The sequence below is a fragment of the Pseudomonas sp. P106(2024) genome (assembly GCF_057480815.1).
Window position 1 is genome coordinate 13542 of record NZ_JBLIYU010000002.1, and the last position, 14334, is coordinate 27875.

At 64.8% G+C, this 14334-nt stretch carries 14 protein-coding genes; 8 read left to right on the forward strand and 6 right to left on the reverse strand.

Annotated elements, in window-relative coordinates:
• Nucleotides 1-3: 3 nt before the first annotated feature.
• Entirely contained in the window at nucleotides 4-879 is an 876-nt protein-coding gene (ptrR, locus tag AC25M7_RS03600; RefSeq protein WP_028689494.1) for a putrescine utilization regulator PtrR, read from the reverse strand.
• A 105-nt stretch (nucleotides 880-984) separates the two neighbouring features.
• Here ptrR and AC25M7_RS03605 point away from each other — a divergent pair, with 105 nt between their 5' ends.
• Nucleotides 985-2370 carry an aldehyde dehydrogenase family protein gene (locus tag AC25M7_RS03605; RefSeq protein ID WP_028689493.1) on the forward strand — a complete coding sequence of 462 codons (1386 nt, stop codon included), beginning with the start codon at nucleotides 985-987 and terminating at the stop codon, nucleotides 2368-2370.
• A gap of 68 nt (nucleotides 2371-2438) precedes the next feature.
• Here AC25M7_RS03605 and AC25M7_RS03610 read toward each other — a convergent pair whose 3' ends face one another.
• Complete coding sequence (locus AC25M7_RS03610) at nucleotides 2439-3335, reverse strand: helix-turn-helix domain-containing protein (protein WP_028689492.1); 897 nt, start codon at nucleotides 3333-3335, stop codon at nucleotides 2439-2441.
• A 163-nt stretch (nucleotides 3336-3498) separates the two neighbouring features.
• Here AC25M7_RS03610 and AC25M7_RS03615 point away from each other — a divergent pair, with 163 nt between their 5' ends.
• The 3 genes from AC25M7_RS03615 to AC25M7_RS03625 all read left to right on the forward strand — a co-directional run bounded on the left by AC25M7_RS03615 (nucleotide 3499) and on the right by AC25M7_RS03625 (nucleotide 7405).
• Complete coding sequence (locus AC25M7_RS03615) at nucleotides 3499-4857, forward strand: glutamine synthetase family protein (RefSeq protein WP_028689491.1); 1359 nt, start codon at nucleotides 3499-3501, stop codon at nucleotides 4855-4857.
• Nucleotides 4858-5007: 150 nt separating this feature from the next.
• Nucleotides 5008-6096: a polyamine ABC transporter substrate-binding protein gene (locus AC25M7_RS03620; RefSeq protein WP_028689490.1), complete on the forward strand. Its 1089-nt coding sequence runs from the start codon at nucleotides 5008-5010 to the stop codon at nucleotides 6094-6096.
• A 13-nt stretch (nucleotides 6097-6109) separates the two neighbouring features.
• Nucleotides 6110-7405 (forward strand): NAD(P)/FAD-dependent oxidoreductase, encoded by a 1296-nt coding sequence (locus AC25M7_RS03625; protein WP_182322702.1) that lies wholly within the window; start codon nucleotides 6110-6112, stop codon nucleotides 7403-7405.
• A 10-nt stretch (nucleotides 7406-7415) separates the two neighbouring features.
• Here the strand turns inward: AC25M7_RS03625 and AC25M7_RS03630 are convergent, their stop codons facing one another.
• Together AC25M7_RS03630 and AC25M7_RS03635 are read right to left on the reverse strand one after the other, a co-directional pair.
• The gene (locus AC25M7_RS03630) at nucleotides 7416-7721 is read right to left on the reverse strand and encodes a helix-turn-helix domain-containing protein (protein WP_486970735.1); all 306 of its coding nucleotides are present in this window, start codon (nucleotides 7719-7721) and stop codon (nucleotides 7416-7418) included.
• Nucleotides 7702-8085: a type II toxin-antitoxin system RelE/ParE family toxin gene (locus AC25M7_RS03635; RefSeq protein ID WP_232853291.1), complete on the reverse strand. Its 384-nt coding sequence runs from the start codon at nucleotides 8083-8085 to the stop codon at nucleotides 7702-7704. Before AC25M7_RS03635 ends, AC25M7_RS03630 begins: the two co-directional genes overlap by 20 nt.
• Nucleotides 8086-8264: 179 nt before the next feature.
• Here AC25M7_RS03635 and AC25M7_RS03640 point away from each other — a divergent pair, with 179 nt between their 5' ends.
• From AC25M7_RS03640 to AC25M7_RS03650, 3 genes are all read left to right on the forward strand, one after another.
• A complete protein-coding gene (locus tag AC25M7_RS03640) occupies nucleotides 8265-8942 on the forward strand; it encodes a DUF3313 domain-containing protein (RefSeq protein ID WP_241411101.1) in 678 nt (225 codons plus the stop codon).
• A 319-nt stretch (nucleotides 8943-9261) separates the two neighbouring features.
• Nucleotides 9262-9855: a DUF1842 domain-containing protein gene (locus AC25M7_RS03645; RefSeq protein ID WP_241411099.1), complete on the forward strand. Its 594-nt coding sequence runs from the start codon at nucleotides 9262-9264 to the stop codon at nucleotides 9853-9855.
• Nucleotides 9856-9874: 19 nt separating this feature from the next.
• Nucleotides 9875-10330, forward strand: coding sequence for a DUF1842 domain-containing protein (locus tag AC25M7_RS03650; RefSeq protein ID WP_063630100.1), 456 nt, complete (start codon nucleotides 9875-9877; stop codon nucleotides 10328-10330).
• A 71-nt stretch (nucleotides 10331-10401) separates the two neighbouring features.
• On the opposite strand, the gene AC25M7_RS03655 is transcribed toward AC25M7_RS03650, so the two are convergent.
• Together AC25M7_RS03655 and AC25M7_RS03660 are read right to left on the reverse strand one after the other, a co-directional pair.
• A complete protein-coding gene (locus AC25M7_RS03655; protein ID WP_028689484.1) occupies nucleotides 10402-11709 on the reverse strand; it encodes a serine/threonine transporter in 1308 nt (435 codons plus the stop codon).
• 117 nt (nucleotides 11710-11826) lie between these two features.
• Entirely contained in the window at nucleotides 11827-13203 is a 1377-nt protein-coding gene (locus tag AC25M7_RS03660) for an L-serine ammonia-lyase (protein WP_062361804.1), read from the reverse strand.
• Nucleotides 13204-13349: 146 nt separating this feature from the next.
• Between AC25M7_RS03660 and AC25M7_RS03665 the strand changes: the two genes are divergently transcribed.
• Nucleotides 13350-14294 carry a LysR substrate-binding domain-containing protein gene (locus AC25M7_RS03665; RefSeq protein WP_028689482.1) on the forward strand — a complete coding sequence of 315 codons (945 nt, stop codon included), beginning with the start codon at nucleotides 13350-13352 and terminating at the stop codon, nucleotides 14292-14294.
• Nucleotides 14295-14334: the final 40 nt, after the last annotated feature.

The following is a 14334-nucleotide window of genomic DNA, read 5'->3' on the forward strand; positions in this document are numbered from 1 at the left end:
CCATCAGGGCGCGGGCAGCTCACGACGCTCTTCGAGCAGCTTGATGAACATGCTCAAACTGCGCGACACCGTGCCCCGCCGCCACACCAGCCAGGTCTTCAGGTAGCGGAAGTCCTCGGCCATCGGCCAGGCGCTAACCGTGCTGCACCCCGGCATGCTGTCAAGCATGCTGCGCGGCATCATCGCCAGACCCGCGCCGGCACTGACGCAGGCGAGCATGCCGTGGTACGACTCCATTTCGTGGATCTTGCCCGGCACCGCCTGGTCGTGGACGAACCAGCTCTCGAAATGGTGGCGGTACGAGCAGTTGGCGCGGAACGCGTAGATGCTCGACCCGTTGACATCACGGGCGCGGCTGACCGGCGGGTGGTTCAGCGGCGCGATGACCATCATCTCTTCCTCGAACACCGGCATGCCCTCGAGCGTCGGGTGCAGCACCGGGCCATCGACGAAGGCCGCCACCAGGCGTCCGGACAGCACGCCTTCGAGCATGGTCCCCGACGGGCCGGTGGACAGGTCCAGGTCGACCTTGGGGTAGCGCTGGTTGTACGCCGCCAGCAAGGCCGGGATGCGCACCGCCGCGGTGCTCTCCAGCGAACCCAGGGCGAAGGTGCCCTGGGGATCCTCGCCCGCCACGGTCAACCGCGCCTCGTGCACCAGGTCGAGGATGCGCCGGGTGTATTCAAGGAAGTTCCAGCCGGCCGGCGACAGGCGCAGGCGGCTTTTCTCGCGAATGAACAGCTCGACGCCCAGGTCTTCCTCCAACTGCTTGATGCGGGTGGTCAGGTTCGACGGTACCCGATGGATCTGCTGGGCGGCGGCGCTGATGCTGCCGTGCTCGGCCACGGCCTTGAACATCTCGAGTTGCACCAGGTCCACGATCATTCTCCAAACGTGAATGTTTCGCTCATTATTATTCAGTTTTCATTAAAGCGCGCCACCCCTAGTCTGGGCTCATCCGATCAAAACAACGAGAGTCCTGCCATGAGCGAGATCAGCAGCCTGACCCACGCCATCTCCGTCGACCCCTATAGCGGCGAACGGATCGGCCACTACGCCTTCGACACCGACGCCGCACTTGACGCGGCGCTGCAACGTGCCAAGGCCGGCTACAACCAGTGGCGCAACGTGTCGCTGGGTCAGCGCAGCGAGTACCTGGTCGAGCTCGGGCGGGCCCTGCAGGCCAACGCCGAAGTCTTCGCCCAGATGATCGCCCGCGAGATCGGCAAGCCGATCAGCCAGGCACGTGGCGAAGTCAGCAAATGTGTCGGCCTGTGCCAGTGGTACGCCGAGCACGGTCCGGCCATGCTGGCGCCGGAGCCGACCCAGATCGAAAAAGCCCGCATCGAATACCGCCCGCTGGGCCCGATCCTCGCCGTGATGCCATGGAACTTCCCGGTCTGGCAGGTGCTGCGCGGCGCGGTACCGGCGCTGCTGGCGGGCAATACCTATGTGCTCAAACACGCGCCCAACGTAATGGGCAGCGCCTACCTGCTGGCCGACCTGTTCAAGCGCGCCGGCCTGCCTGAAGGCGTATTCGAGGTGATCAATGTCACCCCCGAAGGCGTCACCCGCGCCATCAACGACCCGCGCATCGCCGCTATCACCCTCACCGGTAGCGTGCGCGCCGGCATGGCCATTGGCGCGCAGGCCGGTGCGGCGCTTAAGAAGTGCGTGCTGGAGCTGGGCGGCTCCGATCCGTTCATCGTACTAGCCGATGCCGACCTCGATGCTGCCGTGAAGGCCGCCGTGATTGGCCGCTACCAGAACACCGGCCAGGTCTGCGCCGCCGCCAAGCGCCTGATCGTCGAAGAAAGCATTGTCGAGGCGTTCACCCACAAGTTCGTCGAGGCCACCCGTGCGCTGACCATCGGCAATCCGCTGGACGACGCCACCTACATCGGCCCGATGGCACGCTACGACTTGCGCGATGAACTCGATGGCCAGGTCCAGGCAACCCTTGCCGAAGGCGCCACCCTGCTGCTGGGGGGCAAGAAGGTCGAAGGCGCGGCCAACTTCTACGAGCCGACCGTGTTCGCCAACGTCACTCCGGACATGACCGCGTTCAAACAGGAGCTGTTCGGCCCGGTGGCGGCGATCATCAGCGCTCGTGACGCCGAGCACGCGGTGGCGCTGGCCAACGACAGCGAGTTCGGCCTGGCCGCGACCATCTACACCGCCGACTACGCCTTGGCCGAGCGCATGACCGCTACGCTGGACACCGGCGGCGTGTTCATCAACGGCTACTGCGCATCCGACCCCCGTGTGGCGTTCGGTGGCGTGAAGAAAAGTGGCTTTGGCCGCGAGCTGTCGCACTTCGGCGTGCGCGAGTTCACCAATGCCCAGACGGTGTGGCTGGATCGCAACTGATCTGGCGGCTTGCCCCCGCTGCCGAGCGGGGGCAAGAACTTCGAAACCGCGAGCGCGCTGCCGGCCGGTCAGCCCCTGCCGCGCCGAAGCGTCTCACTGGGCAGTTCGTGAAACAGCTGCCGATAGCTTTCGGAAAACCGCCCCAGGTGCCAGAACGACCAACGCATCGCCACCTCGGCAACGGTCGCGTCCCCCACCAGCAGGTCACGCCGCGCGCCGTTCAGACGACGCAGGCGCAACCACTGCGCCGGTGGCAGATTGGTGAAACCCTTGAAGGCTTGCTGCAACTGACGCACGGAAACACCGGCAACCTTGGCCAACTGCAGCAGATTGAGGGTTTCGTCGGGGCAGTCGGCGGCCCACTCGCTGACCCGACGCATGATCGCCCGTTCCTCGTCGCGCCGCCCCAACGCATCCCCCTGCAGATGCTGTCCGGCGTTGTCGAGGATGAACAGGCAGTCCTCCAGCAACTGCTCGCCCAACGCCCCGCCTTCCAGCGGGCAATCGGCCTGGCCCAAGCGGGTCAGCGTGGCGCTCAGCCAGTTGCCGAACAAAGCATTTTGCTGGCAGCTCAGTGGCACCATGAACAAGCCGCGCAGGCGTTCCAGGTCGAGGCCATGGCTGGCCAAAAACGGCTGCTCGAACACCACCGCCACCTCCTGGTAGTTCTCCGGGGTGATCCAGATATTGCGGCTGTCTTCGTTGAGTAGATAGAGGCTGTTTTCGCTGCGGTCGAAGCAGAACGCCAGGGCGCCGCTGGGCGCGCGAAAGAATTGCTCGACCCGGGTATTCAGGCGCTCCTCGTACACCTCCACGCCATCGAGGCCAAGCCAGCGCAACTGACCGTTGAAATGCCCGGGGGACATCTGCCGGTATTGCTGCTGCCAGCCAGGGGTGGCGCGGGTCTGTTCGGTCACATCGGTGGTGCGGTAATCCTGGACCTGCAAGGCGGTTGGCGTTGTCACGCGCTGTCCTAGATGCACTCTTTTGGTGCATTGCTTGTCGAAAAAAGTGGATAGATCGCCGCGTAGGCTGCGACCAAGATAGTCCTCAGCGTCACCTGTGGGAAGTGCCCTGCGGCGATGAACGCCTTGCGTCCCACCACAACTACCCAACCAAGAGGTTTGTATGAACGCCCCCTTCGATCAGCTGTCCACCTGGCTGAAAGAACACCGGATCACCGAAGTCGAATGCGTGATCAGCGACCTGACCGGCATCGCCCGCGGCAAGATCGCCCCGACCGCCAAGTTCCTCCACGAGCGCGGCATGCGCCTGCCGGAGAGCGTGCTGCTGCAGACCGTCACCGGCGACTACGTCGACGACGACATCTATTACAGCCTGCTCGACGCCGCCGACATCGACATGGTCTGCCGCCCCGATCCCACGGCGGTGTACCAGATCCCGTGGGCCATCGAACCGACCGCGATCGTCATCCACGACACCTTCGACAAGCAGGGCAACCCCATCGAGCTGTCGCCGCGCAACGTGCTGAAGAAGGTCCTCAAGCTGTATGCCGACAAGGGCTGGCAACCGATCGTCGCGCCGGAGATGGAGTTCTACCTGACCCAGCGCTGCGAAGACCCGGACTTGCCTTTGCAGGTGCCGCTGGGCCGCTCGGGTCGCGCCGAGAGTGGCCGCCAGTCATTCTCCATCGATGCCGCCAACGAATTCGACCCGTTGTTCGAGGACGTCTACGACTGGTGCGAAATCCAGGGCCTGGACCTGGACACGCTGATCCACGAGGACGGCCCGGCGCAAATGGAGATCAACTTCCGACACGGCGACGCCCTGGACCTGGCCGACCAGATCACCGTGTTCAAACGCACGATGCGCGAGGCGGCGCTCAAGCACAACGTCACCGCCACCTTCATGGCCAAGCCGATCACCGACGAGCCGGGCAGCGCCATGCACCTGCACCAGAGCGTGGTCGACATCGCCACCGGCAAGCCGATCTTCGCCAATGACGACGGCAGCATGAGCGAGCTGTTCCTGCACCATATCGGCGGCCTGCAAAAATACATTCCCAAGCTGCTGCCGATGTTCGCGCCGAACGTCAACTCGTTCCGTCGTTTCCTGCCCGACACCTCGGCGCCGGTGAACGTCGAGTGGGGCGAGGAAAACCGCACCGCCGGGCTGCGCGTGCCGACCTCCAGCCCCGAAGCGATGCGCGTGGAGAACCGCCTGCCGGGCGCCGACGCCAACCCCTACCTGGCCATCGCCGCGAGCCTGTTGTGCGGCTATATCGGCATGGTCGAAAAACTCGAGCCCAGCGCCCCGGTGCAGGGCCGCGCCTACGAGCGACGCAATCTGCGCCTGCCGATCACCATCGAAGATGCGCTGCAGCACATGGAAGACTGCGAAAAGGTCCAGCAGTACCTGGGGCAGCAATTCGTCCAGGGCTATGTTGCGGTCAAGCGTGCCGAGCATGAGAACTTCAAGCGCGTCATCAGCTCGTGGGAGCGGGAGTTCCTGCTGCTCAGCGTGTGATCCGCCTTGGGGGTACCGTGCCCCCCTTCACTGACAAGCCCGCTCCCACACCAGCAACACCATTGCTGTGGGAACCGGCTTGCCGGTGATGGGCTGCAAACCAGCCCCTACACCACCGAATTCGAAGAACAAGACCAACGAGGTGTCGACATGCGTTATCCGCAAGCTTTGATCCCCGCAACCTTCGCCCTGCTGTTCGGCGCCGCCGTCCAGGCCCAGCCGACGGTGAGCGTGTACAACTGGACCGACTACATCGGTGACACCACCCTGGCCGACTTCCAGGCCAGCAGCGGGATCAAGGTGGTCTATGACGTGTTCGATTCCAACGAAACCCTGGAGGGCAAGCTGCTGGCCGGGCGCACCGGCTACGACGTGGTCGTGCCCTCCAACCATTTCCTTGCGCGCCAGGCCCAGGCCGGCGCGTTCCTGCCGCTGGATCGCAGCAAGCTGCCGAACTGGCAGCACCTGGACCCGCAGCTGCTCAAGCAGCTGGAGCAGAACGACCCGGGCAACCAGTACGCCGTACCGTACCTCTGGGGCACCAATGGCATCGGCTATAACGTCGACAAGGTCAAGGCGGTGCTGGGCATCGACAAGATCGATTCCTGGGCGGTGCTGTTCGAAGCCGAGAACCTGAAAAAGCTCAAGCAGTGCGGCGTGGCGTTCATGGACTCGCCGGACGAACTGTTCCCGGCCATCCTCAACTACCTGGGCATGAACCCGCGCAGCGAGAAGGCCGACGACTACCGCAAGGCCGAGGCCCGCCTGCTGGAGCTGCGCCCCTATATCACCTACTTCCACTCCTCCAAGTACGTCTCGGACCTGGCCAATGGTGATGTCTGCATCGCCTTCGGCTATTCCGGCGACGTGCTGCAGGCCGCCCACCGCGCCGAGGAGGCTGGCAATGGTGTCAAGGTCGCCTACAGCATTCCCAAGGAAGGCAGCAACCTGTGGTTCGACCTGCTGGCCATCCCCAAGGACGCCAAGAACCCCGAGCAGGCCCTGGCCTTCATCAACTACCTGCTCGACCCCAAGGTGATCGCCAAGGTCAGCGCCACGGTCGGCTATGCCAACGCCAACCCGGATGCCAAGGCCGACATGGACCCGGCGCTGGTGAACAACCCCGAGATCTATCCGCCCCAGGACGTGCTGGACAACCTGTATGTTTCGACCATGCAGAGCCCCGCGATCCTGCGGCAGATGACCCGCTCCTGGAGCAAGATCAAGTCCAATCGCTGAGCCGAGCCCACCCATGCCACAGATGAACGAACACACCGCCTCCTATTACGCCGCCTCGGCGCGCCAGACGGCCACCTACCCGGCGCTCGACCAGGACCTGCAGGCCGATGTCTGCGTGGTCGGCGGTGGCCTGACTGGGGTCAACGCCGCCCTGGAACTGGCCGAGCGCGGCCTCTCGGTGATCCTGCTGGAAGCGCGCCGCATCGGCTGGGGCGCCAGCGGGCGCAACGGCGGCCAACTGATCCGCGGCATCGGCCATGACGTCTCCGGTTTCGCCCGCCACGTCGGCCAGGACGGCGTGCGCTACCTCCAGCAGGCCGGCATCGATTCGGTGGCCCTGGTGGCCAATCGCATCGAGCAGTACGGTATCGAATGCGACCTGCGCTGGGGCTTCTGCGAGCTGGCCAACACCCCCGCCCAGTTCGCCGCCTTCGAAGACGAGCAGCGCGACCTGGCCGAACTGGGTTATCGCCACGAAACCCGCCTGGTCAACCCCGATCGCATGCACGAGATCGTCGCCAGCGACCTGTACGCCGGCGGCCTGGTGGACATGGGCTCGGGCCACCTGCACCCGCTCGACCTGGTCCAGGGCGAGGCCCGCGCCGCCCTCGGCCTTGGCGTACGGATCTTCGAGCAAAGCCCGGTGCTGCGCATCGAGCATGGCCGAACGGTGACGCTGCACACTGCCCGGGGCAAGGTGCGCGCCCAGAGCCTGATCCTGGGTTGCAACGCTCATCTCGACGAACTGGAACCACGCCTGTGCGGCAAGGTGCTGCCGGCCGGCAGCTACGTGGTGGCCACCGAGCCCTTGCCCGAGTCCCTGGCGCGTACGCTGATCCCAAGGAACATGGCGCTGTGCGACCAGAAGGTGGGGCTGGACTACTACCGCCTGACCGCCGACCGCCGCCTGCTGTTCGGCGGCGCCTGCCACTATTCCGGGCGCGACCCCAAGGACATCGGCGCCTACATGCGGCCCAAGGTGCTCAAGGTGTTCCCGCAACTGGCCGAGGTGCGCCTGGACTACCAGTGGGGCGGCATGATCGGCATCACCGCCAACCGTTTCCCCCAGGTCGGCCGCCTCGGCCAGCACCCCAACGTGTTCTATGCCCAGGGCTATTCCGGGCATGGCCTGAACGTCACCCACTGGACCGCGAAGCTGCTCGCCGAGGCCATCGCCACCGAGCACAGCCAGGGGTTCGACGTGTTCAGCGCGGTGCCGCACCTGACCTTCCCCGGCGGCAAGGCACTGCGCTCGCCTCTGCTGGCGCTGGGCATGCTGTGGTACCGGTTGCGCGAGGCGCTGGGCTGACAACCCTGCTTCAGAGGATGGCCTGCAGCCCCTTGTCGGCAATGATGTTCAGTAGCTTCAAGGCGGGCCCTGCCGGGCGTGTTTCGCCCTGCTCCCACTTGCGTATCGTCGATGCGCTGGTGTGCAGGTGGAGGGCGAACACCGGTTGGCTGAAGTTCAGCGCTTCGCGCAGGTGGCGGATGTCCTGGGCGCTGAATGCCCGCACCGGGGCCGGACAGATCGCCTCGAAGTCGCGCAACGTGACCTTGCCGACGGCACCTTCCTGCTCGAGGTCCGAGAGGTCGACGCGTAGTGATTCAATGAGCTTGCTGGTCACAGTGGACCTCCATCAATACGCCACAACCCAATGCCTTGGCCAGGGCGTGGGGTGACAATTTCAGAAAGACCCTGCCGGCGAACTGAAGCGCTTTCTGCTCGGCCGGCGTGACATTGGCCATGTCGCTCTTGGCGAACCCATGAAGGAACACGTAGCGACTGCCGATGCGAGCCGACAGCGGTGTTCGGTAGCCTCCCCGCTTGCCGCTGCACAGGCCCGCAACACGTTTCTTGAACAGCAAGCAACCAAGGCTCGCGTCAACCAGCCCACTCTGCATTTCCAGGACAGCGCGGCAGCGCAGGTGGTCTGGTACGCACTCCTTGAGTTGCCAGCGGGCAAACTCCCTTCGCTTGTAGACATCCATGGCCGGCACTCCTAAACATACCCGTAAAGGGCATACTTTTCCAGCTTCAAAGACCAATGGATAGTCGGCGCACTCAGACAGCGCCGTAGGAAACGGCAACCGTCAACACCTGACCGCTGGCCTTCGGCCAACCACCTGCTAGCGTTGTTCTGGCCACTTCCCTCATGGACCTCGTCATCATGAAGCACCTGCCTCGCACCACCCTGCTGTGCGCTGCTCTGCTGGCCTTGGTTGCCTGCTCCAGCAACCGTGTCGATCCCAAGGACTATTCCGGTTTCCTGAAGGACTACAGTCGCCTGAAGCCCGCCGAGAGCGTCTCCGGCGCGCCAGTGATGCGCTGGATCGACCCGGACGTGAAGGCCAGCCAGTACACCCAGGTGTTCATCGAGCCGAGCCAGTTCTATCCCAAGCCACAGCCGACCAATGTGATCTCGGCGCAGACCCTGCAGGCGATCACCCGCTACTTCAACGAAGCCATGCGCCGCGAACTGGGCAGCGTGCTCACCCTGGTCAAGGAGCCTGGCCCGAACACCATCGTGGTGCGCCCGGCGATCACCGCGGTATCCACCAGCACCGAAGGCCTCAAGCCCTACGAGGTGATCCCGATCGCCCTGGTGGCCGCGGCGGTCAACACAGCCGCCGGCGGTCGCGACCAGGCCGTGGACATCGCCGTGGAGGCCGCTTTCCTCGATGGCGGCAGCCAGAACGTGCTGGCCCAGGTGGTGCGCAAGGGCAGCGGCAAGGCGCTGGAGAACGACACCACGCAACTGACCCTGAACGACGTCAAGCCGGTGCTTGATGGCTGGGCCAGCGACATGCGCCGCAGCTTCGTGGCGTTGCAGCAGAAGTCGAAGTGAGGCGGTCCGCCCTGTAGAGCTCATCGCGGGACAAGCCGGTTCTCACGGGGCGGGAGCCGGCTTGCAGACCTGGATGTCACCACTCGTCGGACATAATGCAAAAAGGCCATCACGGCATCTTTTGCCTGCTTAACTCAAGCGGGCTGCCAGGCAGGCGGCACCGCACCTCAGGGATGGCTGCACAAGCCGGCTGCCAACAGCCGCTCGCACCGGGCACGCCAGTACATCCGCCCGTCTACCTGCCTCTCCCCTTTTCCTCCGCCCGCCTGCGCAAGCGTTGGTTACGGTATTTCATTCATTGAATGCAACGGAGGCAATCATGTCTGTATCGCTGACCGCACCGTCGGAAGGCCTGTTCCCGGTGTCCTACCTCATTGGAACCAATGCTCCTGGCGCCCCGCGCCTGCAGCTCGACCTGTTGGTCTACACGCCAGATCGCAGCGTCAACGGCCACGCGCTGATCACCCAGACCACCAACCCACCGCTGGAGCTGGCGCTGGATGCCTGGGGCACCTACAGCTACCTCACCGTGCAACCGCCCAGCGAAGGCAAGATCCTGCTGACGGTGCGTGGCAACCAGGGCGGCCCGCACGCCAATTCGCCGGAGCAGTTCGAACTGCTCGCATTGCTCGACCTGGACTGGCAGAAAGGCACGGCCAGCTACCGTTACTACAACGGCCAGCGTTGGATCGAAGTGGACAACGTACCCGTCGTGCTTGAACTCAAACGCATCCAGACACTGGCGAACGTCGACCTCACGACCGAACTGCACAACGCCACCCTGGAGGCAGTGATCGCCACCGGTGACGTCGCGCAACTCAAGCAACTGGCCAGCGGCGCCGTGGGCAAAGCCCTGGACCAAGCCCTCGCCTCGACCAAGAGCCCGGCCACCAAGGCCGCCAAGAAAGCCTGAGCAGACAAGGAGAATCAGCATGTCCTTCGGACTTTTTCATACCCGCCTGAATGTCAGCAACGGGCTGCTCGGCGCCCCTATCCTGACCCTCGACCTGCTGGTGAATACCGTGCAGAAGAAGGTCACCGGCAGGGCCTCCATCATCCAGACCACGCACCCGGTCCAGGTGTTCCAGGCCAAGGTGTGGGGCGGCTACAGCGAGCTGCCGTTCGCGCCCGCTGGTAGCCCGTCGATCGTCCTGCACCTGGATGGCAGCCCAAGCGGCCCGCTCAGCCAGATCGCCCAGACCTTCCATCTGCAGGGCCTGCTTGACCAGGGCTGGAACGCCGGCACCGCCAGCTACCGTTACTTCATCAACGGCCACTGGGTCGACCAGCATGGTCGCGTGCGCAAGGCGCCGGACATCACCCACCAGGACCAGCCGCAACCCGCGGAGCGCCTGAAGGCTGCGATCAAGCACCTGGAAAGCGTCTGACCTGAACGGATCGCGGGGCCAGCCCGCTCCCACCTGAATGCGTGGGAGCGGGCTGGCCCCGCGATCATCGGTCAGGCCATGAAGCTGTAAACGATCGCCGACAGCGTGATCAGCCCGATCACTACTACGAACACATTCGACAGCTTGCCCGAGTGCTGGCGCAACGCCGGTACCTTCTGCACCGCATACATCGGCATCAGGAACAGCAAGCAGGCGATCACCGGCCCACCCAGGCTCTCGATCAGCCCGAGGATGCTCGGGTTCAGGGTCGCCACCGCCCAGCAGGTCAGCAGCATGAACAACGCCGTGACGCGCTCCAGACGCTTGGCCGGCCAGGTCTTGCCGCGTCCGCGCAGGCTCTTGACGATCATGCCCTGGAAGCCCTCGCTGGCGCCGATGTAGTGGCCTAGGAACGACTTGGTGATCGCCACCAGCGCGATCAGCGGCGCGACGAAGGCAATCACCGGGGTCTGGAAGTGGTTGGCCAGGTACGACAGGATCGAAATGTTCTGCGCCTTGGCCGCGGCCAGGTCGCCCGGGCTCAGCGCCAGCACGCAGCTGAAGCAGAAGAACATCACCGTCAGCACCATCATCACGTGAGCGGTGGCCAGGGTGCGGCCGCTCTTGCGGTCGGCGTCAACACCATAACGGTGCTTCTGGTCGACGGCGAACGCCGAGATGATCGGCGAGTGGTTGAACGAGAACACCATCACCGGGATCGCCAGCCACAGGGTCAGCAGTAGCTTGGAGGCGCTGATGCCTTCGTTGGCCTGGGCGAAGAATGCGCCGTTCCAGTTGGGAATCAGGCTCAGGGCCAGCAACAGCAACGAGGCGACGAAGGGATACACCAGCAGGCTCATGGCCTTGACGATGATCTGCTGGCCGCAGCGCACCACGATCATCAACCCGCAGATCAGCAGCAAGGCCAGCAGCGCCCGTGGCGGCGCACCGATGTGCAGCTGGTGTTCGAAGAAGCTGGTCAGGGTGTTGGTCAGCGCCACGCTGTAGACCAGCAGAATCGGGAAGATCGCGAAGAAGTACAGCAAGGTGATGAGCTTGCCGGCACCGACGCCGAAGTGCTCCTCCACCACCTCGGTGATGTCCTCGTTGCCGCCCTTGCGCCCGGACAGCACGAAGCGAGTCAGCGCCCGGTGGGCGAAGAAGGTCATGGGGAACGCCAGCAGCGCCAGGATCAGCAGCGGCCAGAAACCGCCGACCCCGGCATTGATCGGCAGGAACAGGGTGCCGGCGCCGATCGCCGTGCCATACAGGCCCAGGGCCCAGGTGGTGTCGTGGCGGTTCCAGGTGGTCGAGCCGCTGGTCGAAGCCAGGGCAGCCGAATCCGCACGAACGCTCGCGGTGCTTTGTACATCAGTCATTGGGTATCGCCTTGTAGTTGTTTTTGTCGCAGGTACAGCGGGTGTTGCAGGTTCAATCAGGATTGTGGGAACAGCCCGCTCTCACGAAGCCGTCCCGCCCAGGAAAGCGCTTGTGTGTCAGCACTCGACGAACGCGACGGCCAGGCCGCCGCGGGAGGTTTCCTTGTAGTTGGCGTGCATGTCCGCGCCAGTGTCACGCATGGTGCGAATCACCCGATCGAGGGAGATGAAATGCTCGCCGTCACCGCGCAGGGCCATCTGCACGGCGTTGATTGCCTTCACCGCGGCGATCGCGTTGCGCTCGATGCAGGGGATCTGTACCAGCCCGCCAACCGGGTCGCAGGTCAGTCCGAGGTTGTGTTCAAGGGCGATCTCGGCCGCGTTCTCCAACTGCGGCGGCGTGGCACCAAGTACCTCGGCCAGGCCCGCGGCGGCCATCGAGCAGGCCGAGCCCACCTCGCCCTGGCAGCCCACTTCGGCACCGGAAATCGAGGCGTTCTTCTTGCACAGGATGCCCACCGCGGCGGCGGCCAGCAGGAACGCCACCACGTCGTCGTCACAGGCGCCGGGATTGAACTTCATGTAGTAGTGCAGCACCGCCGGAATGATCCCGGCCGCGCCGTTGGTGGGCGCGGTGACCATGCGCCCGCCGGCGGCGTTCTCTTCGTTGACCGCCAGGGCGAACAGGTTGACCCACTCCATGGCGCTGAGGGTCGAACCGATCACGTTGGGCTTGCCGACCTCCTGCAGGCTGCGGTGCAGGCGCGCCGCCCGGCGCTTGACCTTCAGCCCGCCCGGGAGGATGCCTTCGTTGCGCAGACCATTGTCGACGCACTCGCCCATGGCCGCCCAGATCTTCAGCAGGCCTTCGCGCACCTCGCTTTGCGGACGCCAGGCGCATTCGTTGGCCAGCATCAACTGGCTGACACTCAGGTTGTGGGCCTTGCACAGGGCCAGCAACTCGGCGCCGCTGGAGAATTCGTAAGGCAAGGCGACCTGGCTGGCACCGTCCTGCGGGGCGTCGATCTCGCTTGCCTCGACAATGAAGCCGCCACCCACGGAAAAGTAGGTCTGGCTGAACTGGCTGCCCTGCCCGTCGAAGCTCTCCAGGGTCATCGCGTTGGGGTGATAGGCCAGGCTCTCGTCGAGCAGGCGCATGTCACGGCTGTACTGGAACTCGATCGGCTGGCTGCCATCGAGCATCAGGCACTGCTCCTGCATCAGTTGGTCGATGCGTGGCTCGATACTGTGCGGGTCGATGCGGTCCGGCCACTGGCCCATCAACCCCAGCAGGCAGGCACGGTCCGTGGCGTGACCAACACCGGTGGCCGACAGCGAGCCGTAGAGACGCACCTCGACCCGCCGCACCTGGGCCAGCAGGCCGCGCTCACGCAAGGCCTGGGCGAAGGTCGCCGCCGCGCGCATGGGGCCGACGGTGTGGGAGCTGGATGGGCCGATGCCAATCTTGAAAAGGTCGAAAACACTGATAGCCATGCTAATGCCTGGCCGTGACAACCGTTTACGATGTGCCACGACTCTCTGGAAAATTTGAGCGGTATTGCCAAGTTGCGCGATACTGCCGCGCTCAGGCCAGCTTGACCAACGAAACTTCCTACATAAGCCTTTAGCAGGACTAAACAATGAAAGGCCCGCTCAACGGCCAGGTGTTCGTCTGGCTGCACGTGTTCTCCTGTGCGGCGCGGCACCTGTCGTTCACCCGCTGCGCCGAGGAGCTGCACATCACCCCCGGCGCGGTCAGCCAGCAGATGCGCCAGCTCGAGGAGCGCCTGGGCTTTCGCCTGTTCCTGCGCCGCGCCCGCGGCGTCGAGCTGTCGGCCGAAGGCCAGCGCCTGGCGCAGACCGTGGCCGAGGCCTACGGCAGCATCGAGGCCGAGCTGCTGCGCCTGGATGCCGGCGAAATCCGCGGCACCCTGCGCCTGCGCTCGATTCCGTCGTTCCTGGCCAAGTGGCTGACACCGCGCCTGCCGCGCTTCCAGCAGCGCTACCCGGATATCGAACTGCGCCTGGTGGCCGAGGACAGCAACCAGGCGTTGCACCCGGAAGACTTCGACCTGGCCATCGACCTCAACGACGGCAGCTACCCGGGCATGCTCTCCACCCCGCTGCTGGATGAGCAGATCTTCCCGGTCTGCTCACCTGCCCTGCTGCGCGGCCGCCCGCCCCTGCACGGGCCGGCGGACCTGGCTCACTACCCGCTGCTGCACGACATCACCGCCTGGCGTGGCAGCTCGGAGTACGCCGAATGGGAGTTCTACCTTGACGGTATCGGCGCTGGCGGGCTGGATGTGCGTCGTGGGCACACCTTCAACCGCAACCACCTGACCATCGAAGCGGCCATTGCCGGTGTCGGCGTGGCCATCGCCCGACGCACCCTGCTCAACGACGAGCTGGAGCGCGGCGCGCTGATCGTGCCGTTCGGGGTGCCGATCGCCAACCACAAGCGCTATGTACTGCTGTATCCGCCGGGCGGGCTGAGCCAGCCTGGCGCGCGGGCGGTGCATGACTGGTTGGTGGAAGAAGCGTTGGGATTCCGCGCCCTGCATCCCTTGGCACTCCCGGGGTAATCGTCGACACGCGACAAATGCCAATGATTTTCATTGAGGT

Coding starts and splice junctions, on each gene's coding strand:
- AC25M7_RS03605 (WP_028689493.1), top strand. CDS start 985: ATGAGCGAGATCAGCAGCCTGACCCACGCCATCTCCGTCGACCCCTAT.
- AC25M7_RS03615 (WP_028689491.1), top strand. CDS start 3,499: ATGAACGCCCCCTTCGATCAGCTGTCCACCTGGCTGAAAGAACACCGG.
- AC25M7_RS03620 (WP_028689490.1), top strand. CDS start 5,008: ATGCGTTATCCGCAAGCTTTGATCCCCGCAACCTTCGCCCTGCTGTTC.
- AC25M7_RS03655 (WP_028689484.1), bottom strand. CDS start 11,709: ATGACTGATGTACAAAGCACCGCGAGCGTTCGTGCGGATTCGGCTGCC.
- AC25M7_RS03660 (WP_062361804.1), bottom strand. CDS start 13,203: ATGGCTATCAGTGTTTTCGACCTTTTCAAGATTGGCATCGGCCCATCC.
- AC25M7_RS03650 (WP_063630100.1), top strand. CDS start 9,875: ATGTCCTTCGGACTTTTTCATACCCGCCTGAATGTCAGCAACGGGCTG.
- AC25M7_RS03625 (WP_182322702.1), top strand. CDS start 6,110: ATGCCACAGATGAACGAACACACCGCCTCCTATTACGCCGCCTCGGCG.
- AC25M7_RS03645 (WP_241411099.1), top strand. CDS start 9,262: ATGTCTGTATCGCTGACCGCACCGTCGGAAGGCCTGTTCCCGGTGTCC.
- AC25M7_RS03635 (WP_232853291.1), bottom strand. CDS start 8,085: ATGGATGTCTACAAGCGAAGGGAGTTTGCCCGCTGGCAACTCAAGGAG.
- AC25M7_RS03665 (WP_028689482.1), top strand. CDS start 13,350: ATGAAAGGCCCGCTCAACGGCCAGGTGTTCGTCTGGCTGCACGTGTTC.
- AC25M7_RS03640 (WP_241411101.1), top strand. CDS start 8,265: ATGAAGCACCTGCCTCGCACCACCCTGCTGTGCGCTGCTCTGCTGGCC.